General features: G+C 72.4%; 17 protein-coding genes and 1 pseudogene. 15 read left to right on the top strand and 3 right to left on the bottom strand.

Features of this window, described 5'->3' with window-relative positions:
* Positions 1-486: 486 nt before the first annotated feature.
* Positions 487-1,320, bottom strand: coding sequence for an HAD-IB family hydrolase (locus VFV67_RS27055; protein WP_326473477.1), 834 nt, complete (start codon positions 1,318-1,320; stop codon positions 487-489).
* Positions 1,321-1,679: 359 nt separating this feature from the next.
* Between VFV67_RS27055 and ssd the strand changes: the two genes are divergently transcribed.
* The 8 genes from ssd to VFV67_RS27015 all read left to right on the top strand — a co-directional run bounded on the left by ssd (position 1,680) and on the right by VFV67_RS27015 (position 7,655).
* A complete protein-coding gene (ssd, locus tag VFV67_RS27050) occupies positions 1,680-2,768 on the top strand; it encodes a septum site-determining protein Ssd (RefSeq protein WP_326473476.1) in 1,089 nt (362 codons plus the stop codon).
* Complete coding sequence (locus VFV67_RS27045; protein ID WP_326473475.1) at positions 2,765-3,931, top strand: TadA family conjugal transfer-associated ATPase; 1,167 nt, start codon at positions 2,765-2,767, stop codon at positions 3,929-3,931. The genes ssd and VFV67_RS27045 overlap by 4 nt, the downstream gene beginning before the upstream one ends.
* Complete coding sequence (locus VFV67_RS27040; protein ID WP_326473474.1) at positions 3,928-4,740, top strand: type II secretion system F family protein; 813 nt, start codon at positions 3,928-3,930, stop codon at positions 4,738-4,740. The genes VFV67_RS27045 and VFV67_RS27040 overlap by 4 nt, the downstream gene beginning before the upstream one ends.
* Before the next feature lie 13 nt (positions 4,741-4,753).
* On the top strand, positions 4,754-5,470 hold the full coding sequence (locus tag VFV67_RS27035; RefSeq protein WP_326473473.1) for a type II secretion system F family protein: 717 nt from the start codon (positions 4,754-4,756) through the stop codon (positions 5,468-5,470).
* A 22-nt stretch (positions 5,471-5,492) separates the two neighbouring features.
* Positions 5,493-5,702, top strand: coding sequence for a DUF4244 domain-containing protein (locus tag VFV67_RS27030; RefSeq protein WP_326473472.1), 210 nt, complete (start codon positions 5,493-5,495; stop codon positions 5,700-5,702).
* Positions 5,702-6,052, top strand: coding sequence for a TadE family type IV pilus minor pilin (locus tag VFV67_RS27025; protein ID WP_326473471.1), 351 nt, complete (start codon positions 5,702-5,704; stop codon positions 6,050-6,052). The genes VFV67_RS27030 and VFV67_RS27025 overlap by 1 nt, the downstream gene beginning before the upstream one ends.
* Positions 6,053-6,262: 210 nt before the next feature.
* The gene (locus tag VFV67_RS27020) at positions 6,263-6,763 is read left to right on the top strand and encodes an Rv3654c family TadE-like protein (protein WP_326473470.1); all 501 of its coding nucleotides are present in this window, start codon (positions 6,263-6,265) and stop codon (positions 6,761-6,763) included.
* Positions 6,764-7,037: 274 nt separating this feature from the next.
* On the top strand, positions 7,038-7,655 hold the full coding sequence (locus VFV67_RS27015) for a bifunctional DNA primase/polymerase (protein ID WP_326473469.1): 618 nt from the start codon (positions 7,038-7,040) through the stop codon (positions 7,653-7,655).
* 328 nt (positions 7,656-7,983) lie between these two features.
* Here VFV67_RS27015 and VFV67_RS27010 read toward each other — a convergent pair whose 3' ends face one another.
* Entirely contained in the window at positions 7,984-10,308 is a 2,325-nt protein-coding gene (locus VFV67_RS27010) for a DEAD/DEAH box helicase (protein ID WP_326473468.1), read from the bottom strand.
* A 238-nt stretch (positions 10,309-10,546) separates the two neighbouring features.
* Here VFV67_RS27010 and VFV67_RS27005 point away from each other — a divergent pair, with 238 nt between their 5' ends.
* The 7 genes from VFV67_RS27005 (at position 10,547) to VFV67_RS26975 (ending at position 20,915) form a co-directional block, all read left to right on the top strand.
* Positions 10,547-12,841, top strand: coding sequence for a sodium-translocating pyrophosphatase (locus tag VFV67_RS27005; RefSeq protein ID WP_326473467.1), 2,295 nt, complete (start codon positions 10,547-10,549; stop codon positions 12,839-12,841).
* A gap of 113 nt (positions 12,842-12,954) precedes the next feature.
* Positions 12,955-13,536: a hypothetical protein gene (locus VFV67_RS27000; RefSeq protein WP_326473466.1), complete on the top strand. Its 582-nt coding sequence runs from the start codon at positions 12,955-12,957 to the stop codon at positions 13,534-13,536.
* A gap of 56 nt (positions 13,537-13,592) precedes the next feature.
* A complete protein-coding gene (locus tag VFV67_RS26995; RefSeq protein WP_326473465.1) occupies positions 13,593-14,192 on the top strand; it encodes a hypothetical protein in 600 nt (199 codons plus the stop codon).
* A gap of 171 nt (positions 14,193-14,363) precedes the next feature.
* Positions 14,364-17,063: a type I DNA topoisomerase gene (gene topA / locus VFV67_RS26990; protein WP_326473464.1), complete on the top strand. Its 2,700-nt coding sequence runs from the start codon at positions 14,364-14,366 to the stop codon at positions 17,061-17,063.
* 64 nt (positions 17,064-17,127) lie between these two features.
* Positions 17,128-17,586 carry a hypothetical protein gene (locus VFV67_RS26985; RefSeq protein WP_326473463.1) on the top strand — a complete coding sequence of 153 codons (459 nt, stop codon included), beginning with the start codon at positions 17,128-17,130 and terminating at the stop codon, positions 17,584-17,586.
* A 78-nt stretch (positions 17,587-17,664) separates the two neighbouring features.
* Complete coding sequence (locus VFV67_RS26980) at positions 17,665-19,737, top strand: bifunctional MFS transporter/dTMP kinase (RefSeq protein ID WP_414636353.1); 2,073 nt, start codon at positions 17,665-17,667, stop codon at positions 19,735-19,737.
* A complete protein-coding gene (locus VFV67_RS26975; protein WP_326473461.1) occupies positions 19,734-20,915 on the top strand; it encodes a DNA polymerase III subunit delta' in 1,182 nt (393 codons plus the stop codon). The genes VFV67_RS26980 and VFV67_RS26975 overlap by 4 nt, the downstream gene beginning before the upstream one ends.
* 154 nt (positions 20,916-21,069) lie before the next feature.
* Here the strand turns inward: VFV67_RS26975 and VFV67_RS26970 are convergent.
* Positions 21,070-21,921 (bottom strand): annotated as a pseudogene (locus VFV67_RS26970) (hypothetical protein); the annotation flags it as partial.

The raw sequence follows: 21,921 nt of genomic DNA, 5'->3' as shown, positions 1-21,921 counted from the left end.
CCCCGGGGGTCTGGGGGCTTGGCCCCCAGAAAACAAAAACTGGGCGATCCCCGCCCGCGCTCTCCGCGGGCAGGGATCACCCAATCGTCCAGCGCGAACATCCGGGCTACCAAGCGTGCAACGGTGTCGTATGTTCCTGGCCTCGGCGTCCGGCGTCCCGGTACGCAGTCCTTGACGACATGCCTCCCGCGGCGTGCTGAGCGTGGGTGCTCCGGTGTTCGCGCACGGAGCCCAGTCGGGGTGGATCGGGGCTTCTCTTCGCCTCGTCCCTGGCCGATCAGAGGTCCGCACCTACTTTCTACCGAGTGTGTCCGGGCACTTCAAGTGCACATATGGGTGCACCGTTAAAGAGCCCGCAAGTGGTGTACGGACACGCCCGGTGAGCGTATTCTCCAGGGCTCCTGCCTGCGAATACCGCCGGATCGGAGCATGCGGGTACGGCCGGCCGGGTGAAGTCAAATGTGTGTTTCGCGCAAATATCCCGAATTACCTTTGCGTTTTCCGCCTGCGGTGCAGGCCGTACCAGGTGGCGCCCGCCGTGGCGAGCGCGCCGAGGCCGATCGCGGTCACCGCCACCGTGGTCCCGGACGGCGCGTGGAACCGCGAGCGCAGCGACACCGGCTTGGAGAACAGGAGCACCGGCCAGCCGCGCTCCGCGGCGATCGCGCGCAGCGCCCGGTCGGGGTTGACCGCCGCGGGATGACCGACCACCTCGAGCATCGGCAGGTCGGTGATCGAGTCCGAATAGGCGTGGCAGGCCTCGAGGTCGTAGCCGTGCTCGGCGGCCAACTGCTTGATCGCGGTGGCCTTGTTCTCGCCGTAGCAATAGAAGTCGATTTCGCCGGTGTACCGGCCGTCCACCGCCACCATGCGGGTTCCGACACTGGCCGTGGCGCCGATCATGCTGGCGATCGGGGCCACGATCTCCGCGCCGGAGGCGGAGATCACCACGACGGCGTGGCCCTGCTCCCGGTGCTCGGCGACCAGCTCGGCCGCCTCCGCGTAGACCAGCGGATCCACGATGTCGTGCAGGGTCTCCTCGACGATCGAGCGCACCTGCTGGACGTCCCATCCCTTGCACAGCGCCGTGAGGTGCGCCCGCATCCGCTCGACCAGGTCGGCGTCGGCGGCCGAGGCGGCGAACACGAGCTGCGCGTAGGCGCTCTTCAGCACGGCCCGGCGGTTGATCAGCCCGCCCTGGAAGAACGGGCGGCTGAAGGCGAGCGTGCTGGACTTCGCGATGACCGTCTTGTCGAGGTCGAAGAAGGCGGCCACCGACGGTTCGCTGTCCCCGGACGCGGCGCTGCGAGGGTCGGTCACATCGTCAGCATACGAGCGAAGTCGCCGGTGAACCGCTTGCGCGTCGGTATAGCCGTTGTGCCCCCATGGGCTGGACAAGGAGCTACAGTAGTCAGGTCCGGCATTTCGGCCGGACGGTTCAGTCCGACCCCCCGGGGCTGAACCCTTGACGACCCCCGTCCCTCCCCCCTGGCGGGGGTCGTCCCTTATCAGCCTGTGGATGCCTGGCCGTGTTGCGCCCGCCCGTCTGTCCACAAGCGAGTCGGTTGTCCACATGTTGATCACCGGTCGTTGTCCGGTCCGTCCCGCCGGTTGATCGTGGAAACCGCAGCCGGAATTCCCGGCCGCGGACGAAACGATCGCCTCCCGGGGGGCACACGATGGACACAAACCGACCGGTGGTCCTGGTCGACGACGAGTTGCTGGACGACATCCTCAAACTCGCCGCCGCGGCCGGGTGCGCCGTCGAGCGGATACCGGACGCGGCGGCGGTCCGGCCGCACTGGACCGCCGCTCCGCTGGTGATCCTGGACGCCCGGGGCATCCGCGACTGCCGCGACTTGGGGCTGCCCCGGCGCGACTCGGTGGTCGTGGTGTGCGCCGAACCGCCGCCCACCGAGCTGTTGCGCGATGCGCTCGCACTCGGCGCCATGAAGGTGGTCGAGCTGCCCGACGAGGAGTCCTGGCTGGTCGGCGTACTCGCCGATGTGGCCGAGGCGCCGGCCGGCAGCACCGGCAGGGTGTTGGCGGTACTCGGCGGCCGGGGCGGGGCGGGCGCCTCGGTGTTCGCCGCCGCCGTCGGCCTGACCGCGCTGCGCAACGGAAGCAATGCGTTGCTGGTGGACTGCGACCCACTCAGCGGCGGTCTGGACCTGGTGCTCGGCGCCGAGTCCGAGGAGGGGCTGCGCTGGCCGGACATGCGGCTGCGGGCCGGCCGGGTACCAGTGTCCGCGCTGCATGCCGCGTTGCCAGGGCGGGCAAGGGGTGCGGCCCGGCTCACCCTGCTGTCCGGCGCCAGAGAAGGAATCGGGCCGGAGCCGGATGCGGTCGCCGCTGTGCTCGACGCCGGCCGCCGGGCCGGCGAGACCGTGATCTGCGACCTGCCAAGGGAACTGGGGGACGCCACCGGCGCCGCACTGGACCGGACCGACCTCGCCGTCATCGTCGTGCCGGCCGAGGTGCGCGCCAGCGTCGGCGCCAAGCTCGTCGCCCGCCGCCTCACCGAACGCGGCCTCGCCCCCCGGCTCATCGTCCGCGGCCCCGCCCCCGGTGGTCTCCGAGCCGAGGAGGTCGCCGACGCCGCCGGCATCCCTCTGCTCGCCGTCATGCGCCCGGAACCTTTTCTCGCCCAGTCGCTCGACCGCGGTCAGTTCCGGCCCCGCCCCCGCGGCCCCCTCACCGCCGCCGCCCGCGCCACCCTGCGCGCCCTCGACACCGAGTCGACCCTCGACCGCCGGAGCACCGGATGACCGCCGACCTCATCGAGCGGGTCCGCAGCCGCCTGGCCACCAGCGGCGCCGAGATGACCGACGCCGTGGTCGCCGAGGCCGTCCGCGACGAGGCGGGCGGCGTGGTCGGCCACGACGACGTGTTGGCCGCGTTGCGGCTGCTGCGCCGCGAGTTCGCCGGTGCCGGCCCGCTCGAGCCGCTGCTGCGCGATCCGACGACCACCGACGTCCTGGTCACCGGTGGCCGCGAGGTGTGGGTGGACGGCATGGCCGGGCTCCGCCGCACCGACCTGAAGTTCCCCGACGAGGAGTCGGTCCGGCGGCTGGCCCAACGCCTCGCCCTGGCCTGTGGCCGCCGGCTCGACGACGCGCAGCCGTTCGTCGACGCCTGGCTGCCGGAATCCGGACCGCTCGGCCGGGTCCGGCTGCACGCCGTGCTGCCGCCGATCGCCGCCGACGGCACCTGCATCTCACTGCGCGTGCTGCGCCCGGCAGCGCACGACCTGGCCGCCCTCGAGGCCCTCGGCGGCTTCGACGTCGCACTCCGGTCGGTGCTCGAAGCCATCGTGGACGCCCGGCTCGCCTTCCTCGTCTCCGGGGGAACCGGCTCGGGCAAGACAACCCTGCTGTCCGCGTTGCTGACCCGAGTGCCGGGCACCGAGCGGATCGTCTGCATCGAGGACGCGGGGGAGTTGCGTCCCAGGCATCCGCAGTTCGTCCGGCTCATCGCCCGTCCGCCGAACGTCGAGGGCGCCGGCCAGGTCACGCTGTCCGATCTGGTCCGGCAGGGGCTGCGCATGCGGCCGGACCGGCTGGTGGTCGGCGAGGTCCGCGGTGCCGAGGTGGGTGACCTGCTCGCCGCGCTGAACACCGGCCACGACGGCGGTGCCGGCACGGTGCACGCGAACTCACCGGTCGACGTACCGGCTCGGCTGGCGGCCCTGGCCGCGCTCGGCGGGCTGGCGCCGACCGCGCTGCACAGTCAGCTGGCGGCGGCCGTGCAGGTCGTGCTGCACATGCGGCGGGAGCCGGGCGGAGCGCGACGGCTGGCCGAGATCGGCGTCCTGGACCGCGGCTCCGCAGCGGTGGTCGTGCGGCCGGTCTGGCGGTCCGGCACCTGGCTGGACGGGCGCGAGGCCTTGGGCGCGGCCCTCGCCGTCCGGGGAGTGCGGCCGCCGTGGTGAGCGCGATCGTGGCCCTGCTGGCCGCCGCGGTGCTGTGCTGGCCGCCCGCGGGCGTCGGGCGGCGGCTGCGCGGAGTCCTCGCGCGCCAACGGAGTCGCCGGCTCCCGCGGATCCGCCGCCGGCCGACGCTGCCCGCGGTTGCCGGGCTGGCCGCACTGGCGGGCTGGGCGGTGAGCGGGCCGGCCGGCGGGATCGCCGCCGGTCTCGCCGCCGCGACCGCCTGGCGCCGGTGGACCGCACGGCGGGCCATCCGGCAGAACCTGGCCGCCGCCGACGGGCTGGCCGAGGCACTGGGCTCGGTCGTCGCCGGGCTGCGGGCCGGCATCCATCCCGCGGCCGCGACCGAGTCCGCGGCCACCGACGCCGAACCCCGGACCGCACAAGCCCTGCGCGCCATCGGTGCCGCCGCCCGCCTGGACGGCGACGTCCGGCTGGCTCTGGCCAGCAGCCGCGCCGCCACCCCGGCCACGGCCCAGGCCCTCACCCAGCTCGGCGGGGCTTGGCTGCTCGTCAAGCGGCACGGCCTCCCGCTCGCCGAACTGCTCGACGCCGTCCGCGTCGATCTGCACACCCGCGTCCGGTTCGCCCGCCAGGTTCTCGCCCGCATGGCCGGCCCCCGCGCCAGCGCGACCATCCTGGCCCTGCTCCCCGTCCTCGGCATCGCGCTCGGGCACGCCATGGGCGCCCGGCCCCTGCACGTGCTCACCGCCACCCCCACCGGCCAACTCCTCCTGCTCCTCGGCACCGGCCTCACCTGCGCCGGCATCGCCTGGAGCGCCCGGCTCACCGACAAGGTGGTCCTGCGATGAGCCGGGAGGTGCCGTGCTGACCGAACAGGTGCTCGCCCTGCTGTCGCTGGCCGCCGCTGTTGCCGTGTCCGGCACCCGGCCGGCGCGGCTGCGGCTGAGCCCGGCCGGCGACCCGACCCGGCGCAACCGGTTCGTCCGCCGCCCGCCGCTGCCGGTGGTCTTCGGTCTGTCCACCGGGGCTTTGGTCGCCACCCTCGCCGGGATGCCGGCCGGCGTCGCCGTTGCGGTCGCCGGCGGCTATGCGGTGCACCGCATCCAGCGCCGCGGTTGGCGACCCGGCGGACCGGCCGACCAACTCGACCTGGCCGCCGGCTGGGACCTGCTCGCCGCCTGCCTGCGTGCCGGCCTCCCGGTTCCCACGGCCATCCGCGCCGTCGCCGACGACCTGCCCCGGGCCGCGGCCGGAGCGCTGCGGGCCACCGCCGACCTGCTGGCGCTCGGCGCGGATCCGGTCGAGGCATGGACGCCGGCGCTCGACTGCCCGGCGACCGCCGCGCTCGCCCGGGCCGCGCGGCGCACCGCCCGATCCGGCACCGCCCTTGCCGGCGTCGCCGGCTCGCTCGCGACGGACATCCGGGCCGCCGCCGGCGATGTCGCCGAGTCGCGGGCACAGCGGGCCGGGGTGCTGATCACCGGACCGCTCGGCCTGTGTTTCCTTCCCGCTTTCGTCTGCCTCGGTATCGCGCCGGTCGTCGTCGGACTGGCCACCCAACTGTCCGTCCAGCAATGAACACACCGAAAAGGAGAACCCGATGTTTCCCCGACCCTTGCCCATCCGCCCACCCCACGCACTGCGCTGGCTCGGCCGCCGGCCGGACGACGGAATGTCGACGGTCGAGTACGCCATCGGCACGATCGCCGCCGCCGCCTTCGCCGCCGTGCTCTACACCGTCGTCACCGGCGACGCCGCCTTGGCCGGGCTCAAAGCCATGCTGCAGCGGGCGTTGTCGGTGAACTTGTGATGCCGCGGCGGTCCCGCTCCGAGGCCGGCATGGTCACCGTCGAGGCGGCGCTTGCCGTGGCCGCCCTCGCGGTGGTGCTCGGATTGGTGCTGGCCGCCATCGGCGCGGTCACCGACCAACTCCGGTGCACCGACGCGGCGCGCGAGGCGGCCCGCCTCACCGCTCGCGGCGAGCCGGACCGGGCCAGGGCCGCCGCGCAACAGATCGCCCCGAATGGCGCCCGGATCAGCATCAGTCAGGACGGCGACGCCATCTCCGTCCAGGTGACCGTCACACCCGTCGGCGGCCTGCTCCCGGGTGTCATCCTGCGCGGCCACGCCTACGCGGTCGCCGAACCGCAAACCCCGTGACAGGCCATCAGAAAAGGAGAAGTCGACCAAATGGCCACACCCCGGCAGCGGGCACCGCACCCGCGGGACCCCGCCGCGCATCCAGACTTGCGGAACGCCGCCGTGCGATCCGATCCGCGGAACCCCGCGGCGCGACCGCACCCGCGGAACGCCGCCGTGCGATCCGATCCGCGGAACCCCGCGGCGCGACCGCACCCGCGGAACGCCGCCGTGCGATCCCATAGGCGAAATCCCGCCGCGCGTCCCCATGCGCGTTCGGCCGACCGCGAGCCCGCCGCGATTGCGCTGGAACGAACATCCGCCGGCAACCCGACACCGCCAGCCCGCGGCCGGCCGCCCGACCAGGGCTCGGCATCCGTCTGGGCCGCCGGCGCCATCGCCGCGATCCTCGTGGTCCTCGGCCTGATCCTCGGCATCGGCGCCGCCGCGCACACCCGGCACCGGGCGGCCAGCGCCGCCGATCTGGCCGCACTCGCCGCGGCCGCGCATGCCGTGTCCGGCGTGGGACAGGCGTGCGCCCGGGCCGAGTGGGTCGCCAGCCAGATGCGGGTCCGGCTGGCCGGCTGCCGGCTGACCGGATGGACGGCGGAGGTCGAGATCGTCGCCCCGCCTCCGGACCTGCTGCTCGGCTACGGATCGGCGACCGCGCGGGCCCGCGCCGGACCGGTGGACGGAACTCCGTCGGCCAGTGGACTGAACCACCACGGGTAGGCCGGAACCGTCAATCCCGCTAAACGGTCGATGAGTGGCGAGGAGCGGTCGATTGCCCACGATAAGCGGTGCCCAGGGGTTGCCCGCCTGCAATTCACCGGCCGGTGATCGGCTCGCGGTCTTCAGTCGCTCGGTCGGTTGACCCTTCACTCGCCGTTCCACAGCGACCGATTGTCGACTGCAAGTTTCTCGCACCAGGGGGATGTCGTTGAGTCAACGGTGGGTGCCGAGCGGTGCCCCATGCGCAAGGAGGCAAGTTCTCACGATGTTGGAGATGGACTGGTCGGATAGCTGGCTGCGGGCTTTCCGGGTCGAACTGCGGGCGCAGGTGATTGGCCTCGCGTGGCGCCGTTGGCCGGTTCTGCCCGGCACCTATCCGGCCGGTGGGCACTGGGCGGGTCGCACGGACGCGCCGGACAGTGGTCCGGTCCCCGTGCACGACGACTGGCAGGAGCGGATCGGCAGCACACCCGAAGAGGTCGCCGGCTGGTGGACCGGCCGGCCGTACAACCTGCTGCTCGCCACCGGCGGCACCCTCGACGCCGTCGAGATGGGCAGCGGCCTCGGCACCGGGGTGGCCCGGGTGCTCAGGTCGATCGGTCTGCCGGTACCGATCATCGGCACGCCGAACGGCCGATGGCTGTTCCTCGTCCAGGCCAGCGCCAGATTGGCCGATGGGCTCGCCGGGCACGCGGATGTCGTCGTGCACGGCGCGGGCAGCTGGGTACCGCTGCCGCCGTCCCAGTTCCCGCACGGTGTCGCGCACTGGCGGGTACGGCCGGAGGTGTGCGGCTGGCACATCCCCGAGGCGCACATCGTCCAGGACGCCGTGCTCGACGCCGTGGCCGGCGTCCCGGCCGGTCACCTGGTGACCACCGCAGACCGATCTTGACCATGCCCCGCCGTGCGGTCGTCGCGACTCCCGCACTCGACCGACGAACCGCGGCAGGGCAATCCGCCGGACACGGGAAAGGAGGAATGGACTACCGCATCAGCGATCAGTCAGGTGACCGGATCGGCGAAAACCTGGCCCCGGGATGACCATCCCGCACGGAGTTTCCCGCCTCCCTAATCGACTCCGTGCGTGGCGATGGACACCCAGCCGATCATTCCCCTGGTCGCGAGTCCCGAAAATGCGGTAGCAGGGCCCTCCTAAGTGGCCGGCGTCAGGTAGCGCGCCGGGTAGGTCGAGAAGTCGACCACCCGGCGCGCTGCCATGTTCAGGCGAGGTCACCGCCCGAGTCGAGCGCATCGAGCAGCGCGGCAAGCACGGCCACCGCGCCCGGCTTGTCCAGGGGCTCGTTTCCGTTGCCGCACTTGGGGGACTGGACGCAGGACGGGCAGCCGGACGGGCACTCGCAGGCGGCGATCGCGTCCCGGGTTGCGGTCAGCCACGGGACGAACGCGGCGAAACCGCGGTCGGCGAAGCCCGCCCCGCCGGGATGGCCGTCGTGCACGAAGACCGTGGCGGCGCCGGTGTCCGGGTGCAGCGCGGTGGACACGCCGCCGATGTCCCACCGGTCGCAGGTGGCGAACAGCGGCAGCAGGCCGATCGCCGCGTGCTCGGCGGCGTGCAGCGCGCCCGGCACCCGGGCCGGTGGCAGGCCGGCGGCGCGCAGCAGACCCTCGTCCACGGTGTACCAGACCGCCCGGGTTTCCAGCGTCCGCTCGGGCAGGTCGAGCGGAACCTGGTCGAGCACCTCGCCGGAGGGCAGCCGGCGCAGGTACCCGACCACCTGCGCGGTCACCGCCACCTCGCCGAGACACACCGACCCGGAGCTCCCGGCCCGGCGGCGCTCCGCGACGGACAGCACCGCGATGTCCACGACCTCGCGCGGCGACGTGGTCCACTCGGGATCCTCCTCGTGCACCAATGCCAGGCCCCGCTCGAGATCCAGCTCATCGACCACATAGGACGCACCCTGATGCAGGTACACCGCGCCCGGATGGACGGTGGCGCAGGCCGAGCCGGGGTTGACCGTGCCGAGCATCCGGCCGGAGTCCGCCTCCACCACGGCGACCTGCTCGCCGCCCGAGCCGCGAATGTCCACACCGGCATGCGGACGGTCCCGGCCGGTCCAGAACCATCCCGTCGGCCGCTTGCGCAGCGCGCCGTCGGCCACCAGTCCGGTCACCACGGCCTCGGCGTGCACCCCGCCGAAACCGGCCAGGCAGTCCGGAGTCAGCGGCAGCTCGGCCGCGGCGCAGGCCAACTGCGGCGCGAGGACGTACGGGTTGGTCGGGTCGATCACGGTGGCCTCGACCGGCTTGTCCAGCACCGCCGCCGGGTGGTGCACCAGGTACGTGTCCAGCGGGTCGTCCCGCGCCACGAACACCACCAGCGCCCCGTCGCCGGCCCGGCCCGCGCGCCCGGCCTGCTGCCAGAACGACGCCAGGGTGCCCGGATACCCGGCCATCACCACCGCGTCCAGCCCGGCGATGTCCACGCCCAGCTCGAGCGCGTTGGTGCTGGCCACCCCGAGCAGCTCCCCGCAGGCGAACGCCGCCTCCAGCGCCCGCCGGTCCTCCGGCAGGAACCCGGCGCGGTAGGCGGCCACCCGCCCGGCCAATACACCGTCTACTTCGGACAGTGCGCGCCGGGCGCCGAGCGCGGTCAGCTCCGCCCCCCGCCGGGACCGCACGAACGCCAGCGTCCTGGCGCCCTCGACGACCAGGTCGGCCAGGATCCGCGCGGTCTCCGCCCCGGCCGAACGTCGCACCGGCGCGCCGTTCTCCCCGGACAGCTCGGCCAGCAGCGGCGGCTCCCACAGCGCCACCGTGCGCCCCCCGCGCGGCGAGCCGTCCGCGGTCACCGCCACACAGTCCACACCGGACAGTCGAGACGCCGACGCCGCGGGATCGGACACCGTCGCCGACGCCAGCACGAACACCGGGTCCGCCCCGTACCGCCGGGCCACCCGGCGCAACCGGCGCAGCAGCAGCGCGACGTGCGAGCCGAACACCCCCCGGTAGCCGTGACATTCGTCCACCACGACGTAGGTCAGCCGGCGCAGGAACCCGGCCCACCGCCCGTGCGCCGGAAGCACGCCCCGGTGCAGCATGTCCGGGTTGGTGAACACCCACCGGGCGTGCGCGCGCACCCAGTCCCGTTCGGACATCGGGGTGTCCCCGTCGTAGCCGGCCGGGCGCGCGCCGGGCAGGTCCAGCGCGACGGCCGCGCGCAGCTGGTCGGCGGTCAGCGCCTTGGTGGGCGCGAGATACAGCGCGGTGGCCCGCGGATCGGCGGTGAGCGCGACGGCCACCGGCAGTTGGTAGGCCAGCGACTTGCCGGACGCCGTCCCGGTCGCCACCACCACGTGCCGGCCGGCGTGCGCGTGCCCGGCCGCCTCGACCTGGTGCGCCCACGGCCGACGCACCCCGCAGCGCGCGAACGATGCGCGCACCCCGTCCGGCACCCAGTCCGGCCACGGCGCGCTCACCGCCGGCCGCTCGGGCAGGTCCCTGACATGGGTCAACGGGTTCTCACCCGAGGGCACGCCGGACAGCACCCGGTCGAGCAGCCGCCGGCCCGTGTTCTCGCCCACCCGGGCAGCTTCGCACAGCGGTACGACGCGCCGGGATGCGCGGACCACGACGGCCGCGCTACTGTCCGTTGCCCCGCCCCGCGCCGGTCCGCCCCGCGGGCGTTCGGCCTACCCTCGGTCTTCACTGGCCCACCCGGACCAATAGACTCCGCCGGTCCCATCGAACAAGTCCCCGGTGGCGCATGCGTCCAGTCACCGGTAGCCGGCGCCGCAGCCGGCATAGGTACCAGGAGGACGGATGTCCGGGCAGTTGCTCGCGGATGGCTTGACGCTATCCGGAGGTGATCGCGGCGTGGTGGTCGTGGTCGCCGTGATCGCCCTCGCCGCGCTCGGCGTGGGATATGTGTTGCTCAAGGAGGTGCTGGCCGCCGGCCAGGGCACCACCAAGATGCAGGACATCGCCAAGGCGGTCCAGGAAGGCGCCGCGGCCTACCTCAAACGGCAGCGCAACACGCTGACCATCTTCGCCGTAGTCGTGTTCCTGCTGCTGCTGGTGCTGCCGGCGGCGGGCTGGGGCGAGCGGATCGGCCGGTCGTTGTTCTTCCTCATCGGCGCGGTGTTCTCGTTCGCCATCGGCAACATCGGCATGTGGCTGTCCACCCAGGCCAACGTGCGGGTCGCGGCCGCGGCCCGGGAAGAGGGCGGCCGCGAGAAGGCCATGCGGGTGGCGTTCCGCACCGGCGGCGTGGTCGGCATGACCACGGTCGGGCTCGGCCTGTTCGGTGCTTCCCTCGTGGTGCTGGTCTACGCCGCCGACGCGCCCAAGGTGTTGGAGGGCTTCGGGTTCGGCGCCGCGCTGATCGCCATGTTCATGCGAGTCGGCGGCGGCATCTTCACCAAGGCCGCGGACGTGGGCGCCGACCTGGTCGGCAAGGTCGAGCAGGGCATCCCCGAGGACGACCCGCGCAACGCCGCGACGATCGCCGACAACGTGGGCGACAACGTCGGTGACTGCGCCGGGATGGCCGCCGACCTGTTCGAGTCCTACGCGGTGACCCTGGTCGCCGCCCTGATCCTGGGCACCACCGCGTTCGGCGCGCAGGGCCTGATGTTCCCGCTGATCGTGCCGGCGCTCGGCGTGATCACCGCGGTGATCGGCGTGTACATCACGAAGGCCCGGGCCGGTGAGGGCGGCCTGGCCGCGATCAACCGCTCCTTCTACATCTCGGCCATGATCTCCGCGTTGCTGTGCACCGTCGCCGCGTTCATCTACCTGCCGAACTCGTTCTCCGAGCTGGACGGGCCGTCCGACCCGAACATCGAGGGCAGCCCGGCACTGATCGCGGCCGTCGCGGTGATCATCGGCATCGTGCTCGCCGGCGTGATCCTGTGGCTGACCGGCTACTTCACCGGCACCGAGCACAAGCCGGTCCAGGACGTCGGCCGCACCTCGCTGACCGGCCCGGCCACCGTGATCCTGGCCGGCATCTCGGTCGGCTTCGAGTCCGCGGTCTACACCGCGCTCGTCATCGGGGCCGCGGTCTACGGCGCGTTCCTGTTGTCCGGCTCGATCTTCGTCTCGCTGTTCGCCATCGCGCTGGCCGGCTGCGGCCTGCTGACCACGGTCGGCGTGATCGTGGCCATGGACACCTTCGGCCCGGTCAGCGACAACGCGCAGGGCATCGCCGAGATGTCCGGCGACGTGCAGGGCGATGGCGTCGCGGTGCTCACCGAACTGGACGCGGTCGGCAACACCACCAAGGCGATCACCAAGGGCATCGCGATCGCGACGGCCGTGCTGGCCGCGACCGCGCTGTTCGGCTCCTACACCGACGCGATCACCAGGGCGCTTGCCGAGGCCGGCCGGGCCGGGCTCAATGCGCTGGACTTCGTGGTGTTCGCCCCGAACGTGCTGGTCGGCGTCGCGATCGGCGCCGCGGTGGTGTTCATGTTCTCCGGGCTGGCGGTCAACGCCGTTTCCCGGGCCGCGGGCGCGGTGGTGTTCGAGGTGCGCCGCCAGTTCCACGAGAACCCCGGGATCATGGACGGCACGGTGCGCCCGGAGTACGGCCGCGTGGTGGACATCTGCACCCGGGACGCGCAACGGGAACTGGCCACGCCGGGTCTGCTCGCGGTGCTCGCGCCGATGGCCGTCGGCTTCGGTCTCGGCGTCGGTCCGCTGGCCGGCTACCTGGCCGGCGCCATCGCCACCGGCACCCTGATGGCGATCTTCCTTGCCAACTCCGGTGGCGCCTGGGACAACGCCAAGAAGCTGGTGGAGGACGGCCACCACGGCGGCAAGGGCTCCGACGCGCACGCCGCGACGGTCATCGGTGACACCGTGGGCGATCCGTTCAAGGACACCGCGGGCCCGGCGATCAACCCGCTGATCAAGGTGATGAACCTGGTGTCGCTGCTGATCGCACCGGCGGTCGTGGCGCTGTCCATCGGTGACGACCAGAACACCGCGCTGCGCGTGGCCATCGCGTTGGGCGCCGCCGCGATCGTGGTCGCGGCCGTGGTGATCTCCAAGCGGCGGGGCACCGCAATCGCGGACAACCCGGCCGAAAAGGTCGCGGGCGGCGCGGCGTAATCGCGTTTTCCGCAGTACAGCAGGGGTCGGTCCGCTCGGACCGGCCCCTGCTGTATTGATCCACTGTGGACCTGTCATGATGTTGGTGCCACAGGAAATCAAAGGGGACAACAATGTTGCGCCGGATCGCCATGGCCGCCGCCGCGGCCTTCACACTTTCCCTGGTTCTGACCGCATGTGACAGCGGCTCGTCCGCGGACAATGCCGGCGGTGGCGATGCGGTCGCCTGGGCGGAGAAGGTCTGCTCATCGGTCGAGGATGAGGTCGCCGCGTTGAACGAAGCACCGAACGTCGACCCGTCCGATCCGGTGAAGGCAAAGGACGACATGGTCGCCTACCTGAGCTCGATCTCGAACACGATCGACACGCTGATCGGCAATCTCAATGACGCGGGCGACCCGCCGGTGGCCGACGGCTCCGTCGCGGTCGACAAGGTGACCGCCACCCTGACCGACGTGAAGACCACCGTTGACGGCGCGAAGACCAAGCTGGAGCAGGCCTCGCCCGCCGACCCGGCCGCGTTCCAGAAGGCGTTCCAGCAGGTGGCCGCGGACATGGGCAAGTTCGCCACGCTGGAGGACCCGACCAAGGACCTCGCGGCGAGCAAGGAGCTGAACGACGCTTTCAGCAAGGCCGAAACCTGCAAGAAGGCCGGGATGGGCGCCGGCTCCACCAGCAGCGCACCGACCAGCTGATCCGACCAACCGCGCGTCCACTTACCAAGGTCGAACGAGTGTTCTAGCCTGGCCCGGTGCCGCAGCTGTCGTTCTTTTCGGCCGAGGCCAACACCCCCCGCGTGCGCGACCTCGCCGGGTTGTTGTGCGGGCCCGGGCAGATCGTGAGCTTCGGCGGCACCGCGGCCCGGCTGTCAGTCGTGGTGGACGAGCCATGGCGGGTCCGGGCGATCGTGGCCGCCTGTGCCGAGCGGGGCGTCCAGGCCGAGTCGGGCGGTTCCGACGAGGGTGCCCGGCTGGTCCGCACCGCGTTCCGGGCCGATCTGTCGGCACTGGCCGCCGCCTGGACGACCGGGCCGGCGAAGTCGGTGCCGCCCGGTCTGGTCCTGGACGGTGCGCTGCTGCGACTCTGGGCGATGGCCTCCGGCCGCTGGACCGACGGTGGTTACCTGCTCGGCACCGATCCGGGCGCGTCCGGGACCGGTGAGCCGCTCGGCGGTGCCCTGGCCCGGTGCGGGCTGGCGGCGACGATGCTCTCCGACCGCGGCGGCGGTCCGGGTTTTCGGGTGTCGGGTCAGCGGCGGCTGAACCGGCTGGCTGAGCTGGTCGGACCCGTGCCGGTCCCGGCCGCGGACGGCCGCTGGCCGGTGGTTTCGCGCGTGCGTGCGACCGGGTGATCCTGCTACAAGTAGTAACGAGTCATACTCCAGTTCGAGGTGTGCGGGGAGGAACGTGCACACTGGCGTGCTGACGCGGGCCTGGCGGCCCACGTGGGAGACAAGAGAGCGGGACATTAAGTGGCATCGAGAACGACGAGAAGCGGTGGGGGACCGGCGACCCGTCGGTTGGTGATCGTCGAGTCGCCGGCCAAGGCCCGGAAGATCGCTTCCTACCTGGGCCGGAACTTTGTCGTGGAGTCCTCCCGCGGCCATATCCGGGATCTGCCGCGCAAGGCGGCCGAGGTACCGGCCAAGTACAAGGGCGAGCCGTGGGCCAACCTCGGCGTCAACGTGGACAACGGCTTCGAGCCGATCTACATCGTCACCCCGGACAAGCGGTCCACGGTCACCGAGCTCAAAGAGGCGCTCAAGACCGTCGACGAGCTCTACCTGGCCACGGACGGCGACCGGGAGGGGGAGGCCATCGCCTGGCACCTGCTGGAGGCGCTCAAGCCGAAGGTGCCGGTGCGCCGGATGGTGTTCCACGAGATCACCGAACCGGCCATCCGGGCGGCCGCCGAGAACACCCGCGAACTGGACCAGGACCTGGTCGACGCCCAGGAGACCCGGCGCATCCTCGACCGGCTGTACGGCTACGAGGTCAGCCCGGTGCTCTGGAAGAAGATCATGCGGAACCTGTCCGCTGGCCGGGTGCAGTCGGTGGCCACCCGGATCGTGGTGGAGCGCGAGCGCGAGCGGATGCGCTTCGTGTCGGCCTCGTACTGGGACATCTCGGCCCGGTTGGAAACCGCCCAGGGGACGGGCGAGGACGGCGCGGACGATCCACGCCAGTTCGGCGCGCGGCTGGTCAGCGTGGACGGCACCCGGCTGGCCACCGGCCGCGACTTCGGCCCGAACGGCGAGCTCAAGCCGGGCGCGACGGTGCTGCGGCTGGACGAGCCGGAGGCGCGCCGGCTGGCCGAGGGGCTCACCGGGTCGGCGCTGGCCGTCACCAGCGTCGAGGAGAAGCCCTACACCCGCCGCCCGTACGCGCCGTTCATGACCTCGACGCTGCAGCAGGAGGCCGGGCGCAAGCTGCGGTTCTCCTCCGACCGCACGATGCGGGTGGCCCAGCGGCTGTACGAGAACGGCTACATCACCTACATGCGTACCGACTCCACGACGCTGTCCGAGACGGCGATCGCGGCGGCCCGGGCGCAGGCCAGGGACCTCTACGGGGACGCCTACGTCTCCCCGCAGCCGCGGCAGTACACCCGCAAGGTGAAGAACGCCCAGGAGGCGCACGAGGCGATCCGCCCGGCCGGCGAGGTGTTCCGCACCCCCGGTCAGGTGGCCGGCGAGCTGGAGTCCGACGAGTTCCGGCTCTACGAGCTGATCTGGCAGCGCACCATCGCCTCGCAGATGGCCGACGCCCGCGGCACCACGATGAGCGTGCGGATCACCGGGACGGCGGCCAGCGGCGAGGAGTGCACGTTCGCCGCGTCCGGCCGCACGATCACCTTCGCCGGGTTCCTGCGCGCCTACGTGGAGGCGGTGGACTCGGAGGCCGGCGGCGAGGCCGACGACGCCGAGCGCCGGTTGCCGCGCCTGGTCAAGGACCAGCCGATCACCGCGACCGAGCTGACCGCCGAGGGGCACACCACTTCGCCGCCGCCCCGCTACACCGAGGCGAGCCTGGTCAAGACGCTCGAGGAGCTGGGCATCGGCCGGCCGTCCACCTACGCGTCGATCATCAACACCATCCAGGACCGCGGCTACGTGTGGAAGAAGGGCTCCGCGCTGGTGCCGGCGTGGATCGCGTTCTCCGTGGTCGGGCTGCTCGAGCAGCACTTCCGGCGGCTGGTGGACTACGACTTCACCGCCGCCCTCGAGGACGAGTTGGACGGCATCGCGGCCGGCCGCTCGCAGCGCACCCCGTGGCTGTCGATGTTCTACTTCGGCGGCGAGATGGGGCCGGACGGCTCGGTGGCCCGCTCGGGTGGGCTGAAGAAGCTGGTCGGCTCCGGGGTCGAGGAGATCGACCCGCGGGAGATCAACTCGATCCCGCTGTTCGACGACGAGACCGGCCGGCCGGTCGTGGTCCGGGTCGGTCGCTACGGTCCCTACCTGGAGCGGGACGGCGAGGACGGCTCGGCGCAGCGGGCGAACCTGCCGGATGACCTGCCACCGGACGAGCTGACCCTGGAGATCGCCGAGAAGTTGTTCGCCACGCCGGTGGAGGGCCGCTCGCTCGGTTCGGATCCGGTGACCGGCAACGAGATCGTGGCCAAGGAGGGCCGGTTCGGGCCGTACGTGACCGAGGTGCTGCCGGAGCCGGAGAACGGCAGCAAGGCCAAGAAGGTCAAGCCGCGCACCGGTTCGCTGTTCAAGTCGATGTCGCTGGACACGGTCACGCTGGACGACGCGCTGCGGCTGCTGTCGCTGCCCCGGGTGGTGGGCACCGACCCGACCAGCGGTGAGGAGATCACCGCGCAGAACGGCCGGTACGGGCCGTACCTGAAGAAGGGCACCGACTCCCGGTCGCTGACCAACGAGGAGGAGATCTTCACGGTCACCGTCGAGCAGGCGCTGAAGATCTACGCCGAGCCGAAGCGGCGCGGCCGGGCCGCGGCGGCGTCCGCGCCCCCGCTGCGCGAGCTGGGCGCCGACCCGGCGACCGGCAAGCCGATGGTGGTCAAGGAGGGCCGGTTCGGGCCGTACGTGACCGACGGCGAGACCAACGCCTCGCTGCGCAAGGCGGACAGCGTGGAGACGCTCACCGACGAGCGGGCGGCCGAGCTGCTTGCCGAGCGCCGGGCGAAGGGTCCGGCCCCCAAACGGACCACCACCAAGCGCAAGGCACCGGCCCGCTCCAAGGCGAAGACCTGACGGTCAGTAACTGGTCGGACCGACCCCGTTGGCTGGACGGGGCCCAACCGCCATACTGAAACCCGTGGCCCATACGCCGTGGGAACCCGACGGGACCCAGCCGCCCGACCCGTACCCGGCGTGGAACGACACCGGAGAGCCGTTTCGGATCGAGATGGCCAAGCCGGTCGAGCCCGACCTGTCCGAGGTGCGTCGCGCGGTGCACGCCGCGCTGGGCGAGGAGGAGGACGAGTCGCCGGCCGAGCCGGTGCGGCGCCGGGAGTCCGCCACCACGTTCACCGAGACGCCCGGCATCGTGCCGCTCAACCCGCGGGCCGGCTGGCCGCGCAACCCGTCCGGACGGCAGCTCCCCGGTTTCCGGCCGCGCCAGCCGGCCCGGATCCAGCGGGTCCGCCGGCCCGGCTCCGGCGGCGTGGCCATCGCCACCACCGTGGGGGTGTTGCTGCTGGTCGGGGTGATCATCACGATGATTGTGATGATCTTCATCAGTCTGGCTGACACGATCGACAGCATCGTCAACTGAGCGAGGTCTCAGGTATCGCCCACCTCTGTCGGGCCGTCCGGCTACGCTGGTAGCGGGTCAGCTGGAAGGGGTGGAGTCATCGGCGGGGGCCCGAACTCGGATGCGGTCGGCTGGGCGAGCTCGCCGGCGACTTCGAACGCGTCCATCACCCACCGCGCCCGCAGCGTGTTGGCCATCCGGGCGTTCCGGCGGCTGTGGGGCGTCACCTACCTGTGCAGCATCGGTGACTGGTTGTCGCTGCTGGCGCTGACCGGTCTGGTCACCAAGCTGACCGAGGGCTACCAGGCGCAGAGCTTCGCCTTCGCCGGCGTCGTGCTCACCCAGCTGCTGCCCGGCCTGCTGTTCGCACCGCTCGGCGGGGTGCTTGCCGACCGGTTCGACCGGCGCAAGGTGATGGTGGTCTGCGATCTGCTGCGCTGCGCGCTGTTCGCCTCGATCGTGATCGTCGGCACGGCCTGGTGGCTGTTCCTGGCGAACTTCATGATCGGCTGCTGCGCGATGATGTGGATCCCGTCCAAGGACGCGGCGGTCCCGAACCTGCTGCGCCGCCGCGACCAGGTGGAGACGGCCAACCAGCTCGGCATGGTGATGACCTACGGGATCGCCGTGGTCACCGCCGCCGGCCTGTACTCCCTGGTCACCGGCATCGGCACCACGCTGGACTTCCAGACCGACGCGCTCGCGCTGAACATCGCCAAGATCATCATCGTGATCAACGGCCTGCTGTATCTGACCAGCGCGATCCTGATCTCCCGGATCCCGGAGCTGTCCCGTCGGGCCCCGGCCGAGGAGCAGGGCACCGTTGTACCCACGGAGAACCTGCCGGGCCTTGGGGTCATGCTGCGCGACGCGCTGCGGTTCGTGCGCAGCACCCCGCTGGTCCGCGGCCTGCTGATCGGCATGATCGGGGCGTTCGCCGCGGGCGGCGCCGTGATCGGTACCGCCAAGGCTTACGCCAACAGCCTGCTGGGTGGCGACTCGGCGTTCGGCATGTTGTTCGTCGCGTTGTTCGTCGGGTTGGGCACCGGCATGGCGATCTCGCCGCGGCTGGCCGTCCGGCTGCCGCACAACCGGCTGTTCGGTATCGCGATCGTGCTGGCCGGGTTGAGCCTGACGCTGGTCGCGCTGTCCCCGCACCTGGCCGTGTCGCTGCTGGCGGTGGCCATGGTCGGGGCGTGCGCCGGGGTGGCCTTCCTGACCGGTGTGACGATCATCGGCTCGCAGGTGGAGGACGCCATCCGGGGCCGGATCAACGCGATCTACCAGTCCCTGATGAAGATCATCCTGTTCGGCGCGACCGCATCGGTTCCGCTGCTGGTCGGCCTGGTCAAGCCGCGCACGGTGACCGCGTGGGGCCGGGAGATGCTGGTCGACGGCACCCGCCCGGTGCTGCTGGCCGCGGGGCTGCTCGCCGCGCTGGTCGGCGTGATCGCCTACCGGCAGATGGACGACCGGCGCACCGAGCCGATCATGGCCGACCTGATGGCCGCGATCCGGGGCAAGCCGCGCCGCTCGACCGGCCTGCTGATCGCGGTCGAGGGCGACACCGTGCAGGACACCGCGACCCAGGCGCACCTGCTCGCCGACTGGTTGCGCCACCCCGGGCGCAAGGAGGTGCTGCTGGCCACCGACCCGGCGCTGGACGACCGCCGGTTGCAGGCGGTGCTCACCGGCGCCCAGCTGGCCGGGCCCCGGGCGCATGCGCTGGTGGCCGCGGCGGTGCGGGCCGACATCGTGGAGCGGCAGATCCGCCCGGCGCTGGATCGCGGTGCGCTGGTCGTGATGGAGCGGTTCGTGGACAGCCCGCTGGCCCAACTCTCCGCGGCGGCCGGGCTGGACCAGGCCGAGTTGGAGGGCCTGGCCGACTGGGCCACCGCGCGGCTGCGGCCGGACATCACGCTGCTGCTGGACCGCGATCCGAGCACCATGCCGACCCCCGACCGGGGCTCCCCCGAGCACCACTGGCGGGTCCAGCGGCTGCTCACCGAGATGGCCAGGGCCGACCCGGACCGGTACGTGGTCATCGACGCCGAGGGCACGCCGGACCAGGTGGCCGAGCGGATCCGCACGGCCGTCCAGGCCGCGCTGGCCGGCCGGCGGCTGGCCGCGCTCATTCCCGACGAGTCCCTCACCCCGGCGGAGTTACGGTGATCTGGTCGCAGGTCGTGGGTCAGCCCGACGCGATCGCGGTGCTGCGGGGCGCCGCGACGGCCGCGGCCGGGGTGGTGGACGGTGCCGGTAGCGGTGCGGGCATGATCCACGCCTGGCTGTTCACCGGGCCGCCCGGCTCGGGCCGTTCGGTCGCCGCCCGGGCGTTCGCCGCCGCGCTGCAGTGCGTGGCCGGGTCCGGCTGCGGCGAGTGCCCCGGTTGCCGGACGACGATGGCCGGCACGCACGCCGACGTGCGCCTGGTGGTGCCCGAGGGACTGTCCATCTCGGTGGCCGAGATGCGGGCGCTGGTGCAGACCTCCGCGCGGCGCCCGACCGGCGGCCGGTGGCAGGTCGTGATCATCGAGGACGCCGACCGGCTGACCGAGGGCGCGGCGAACGCGCTGCTGAAGGCCATCGAGGAGCCGCCGCAGCGGACCGTGTTCCTGCTCTGCGCGCCGTCCGACCACCCGGACGACGTGCCGGTGACGATCCGTTCGCGGTGCCGGCCGGTCCCGCTGCGCACCCCGGCGCCGGCCGCGATCGCCGAGGTGCTCCGGGACCGGGACGGGATCGACGAGCAGACCGCCGGCTGGGCGGCGTCGGTGTGCGGCGGCCATGTCGGCCGAGCCCGCCGGCTGGCCACCGACCCGGCCGCCCGCGACCGCCGGGCCGCGGTGCTGCGCATCCCGTTGCACCTTGGCCGCCTCGCCGACGTGTTCGAGTGCGCCGACGATCTGGTCAAGACCGCCGAGGCGGACGCGAGTGAGGTGAGCGGCGCCCGGGACGAGGCGGAGAAGGACGCCCTGAAGACCGCGATGGGCCACGGCGGCACCGGCAAGGGCGCCGTCGGCGCCACCCGCGGCAGCGCCGGCGCCATCAAGGAGTTGGAGCGCCGCCAGAAGTCCCGCGCCACCCGCACCCAACGCGACGCCCTGGACCTGGCCCTTGTCGACCTCGCCGGCTTCTACCGGGACGTGCTGGTCAGCACCGGCGGCGCCCCCGCCACGCTCACCCACCCCGACCACGCCGAGCACATCGACAAGGCCGCCCGCACCTGGTCCCCGGAATCCACCCTGCGCCGCCTGGAAGCCGTGCTCTCCTGCCGCGAGGCGATCGAGCTCAACGTCAAGCCGCGCATCGCCATCGAAGCCATGCTCACCGCCCTACACCGCGGCTAGTCCGCCGCTGTCCGCCTCTCCGGAATTAACTGCTGTTGTTGCGTTCCGGCGGACGTGCGGATTTCGGGGTGATTGTGGCTGGGTGGCGTCACGGTGCCCCTGAGGTTGCGTTGGGTCGGGCCAAGACTTCACCCGCTGATCCACGAGGCAGGGCTTAGTCCTTCGTCTCCGTTTCGTCCGTCTCCGTCGCCTCGGGTTCCGGTGCGGTTTCGGGTTTCGGCTCTGGTTCGGGTTTGTCTGCGGGCTTCGGGTCTGGTTCGGGTTTGTCTGCGGGGTCCAGTCCGGGTTCCGTGTCGTGCGCAGCGACCATCCTGGGGCGCCGCCCCGGAACCGCCGCCACCAGCACGACCCCCATCAGCAGCATCGCGGTCCCACCCCAGAACATCGGAATGGTCTGGTACTGCGCCGTGCTGTACGCCAGGTTCTGCACCGGCCGCGGCTCCGGCGGCTGCGCCGGCTGCCCCGCCGGCCGCCCGCACTCCACACCTCCGGTCGGCGCATACGCCCGCGCCACCTGCTCACCCAACGTCACCTGCGCCAACGCCGACGGCAACTTGGCCAGCCCCAACGCCGCCGTCGGCAACACCTGCACATCCAGCAGCCGCGCCGTTGCCCCCAACTGGAACCCCGCGAACGGCTCCGTCATCACCTGCGACTTCTGATCCAGCTGACCGATGCTCAACCGGATCACCCCGATATCGATCTTCCGCAGTCCCCGCGCCACCGCGTCCCCCACCCGCTGCCCACTGCCGAGCAGATCCCCGATCACCGGCAGGTTCCCCGCCGCATCCCCCGCCACCGCAACCCCCACCGGAATGTCCAACCGCGGATTCGCCGCATCCAACCGCCCCAGACTCCGCCCCCCTTGCACCACGTCCAGCACCGGCGCCGTGTACGCCACCGCCGACGTCCCCGCATCCCCCGTCGACGTCACCGCCAACGTCGGCGCGCCCACCACGTTCACCCCGATCTCAAAGGCCGTCCCCCGCAACAACCGCACCGCCCC

Origin of the sequence: Actinophytocola sp. (assembly GCF_035762905.1) — a bacterium.
Classification (GTDB): Bacteria; Actinomycetota; Actinomycetes; order Mycobacteriales; family Pseudonocardiaceae; genus DASYTH01.
This window is presented reverse-complemented; position numbering and strand designations above follow the sequence as displayed.

What these genes read in the sequence shown, in the direction of transcription:
- VFV67_RS27000 (WP_326473466.1), top strand. Translation starts at nt 12,955, where the DNA reads ATGTTGCGCCGGATCGCCATGGCCGCCGCCGCGGCCTTCACACTTTCC.
- VFV67_RS27005 (WP_326473467.1), top strand. Translation starts at nt 10,547, where the DNA reads ATGTCCGGGCAGTTGCTCGCGGATGGCTTGACGCTATCCGGAGGTGAT.
- VFV67_RS27030 (WP_326473472.1), top strand. Translation starts at nt 5,493, where the DNA reads ATGTTTCCCCGACCCTTGCCCATCCGCCCACCCCACGCACTGCGCTGG.
- VFV67_RS27015 (WP_326473469.1), top strand. Translation starts at nt 7,038, where the DNA reads ATGGACTGGTCGGATAGCTGGCTGCGGGCTTTCCGGGTCGAACTGCGG.
- VFV67_RS27045 (WP_326473475.1), top strand. Translation starts at nt 2,765, where the DNA reads ATGACCGCCGACCTCATCGAGCGGGTCCGCAGCCGCCTGGCCACCAGC.
- ssd (WP_326473476.1), top strand. Translation starts at nt 1,680, where the DNA reads ATGGACACAAACCGACCGGTGGTCCTGGTCGACGACGAGTTGCTGGAC.
- VFV67_RS27025 (WP_326473471.1), top strand. Translation starts at nt 5,702, where the DNA reads ATGCCGCGGCGGTCCCGCTCCGAGGCCGGCATGGTCACCGTCGAGGCG.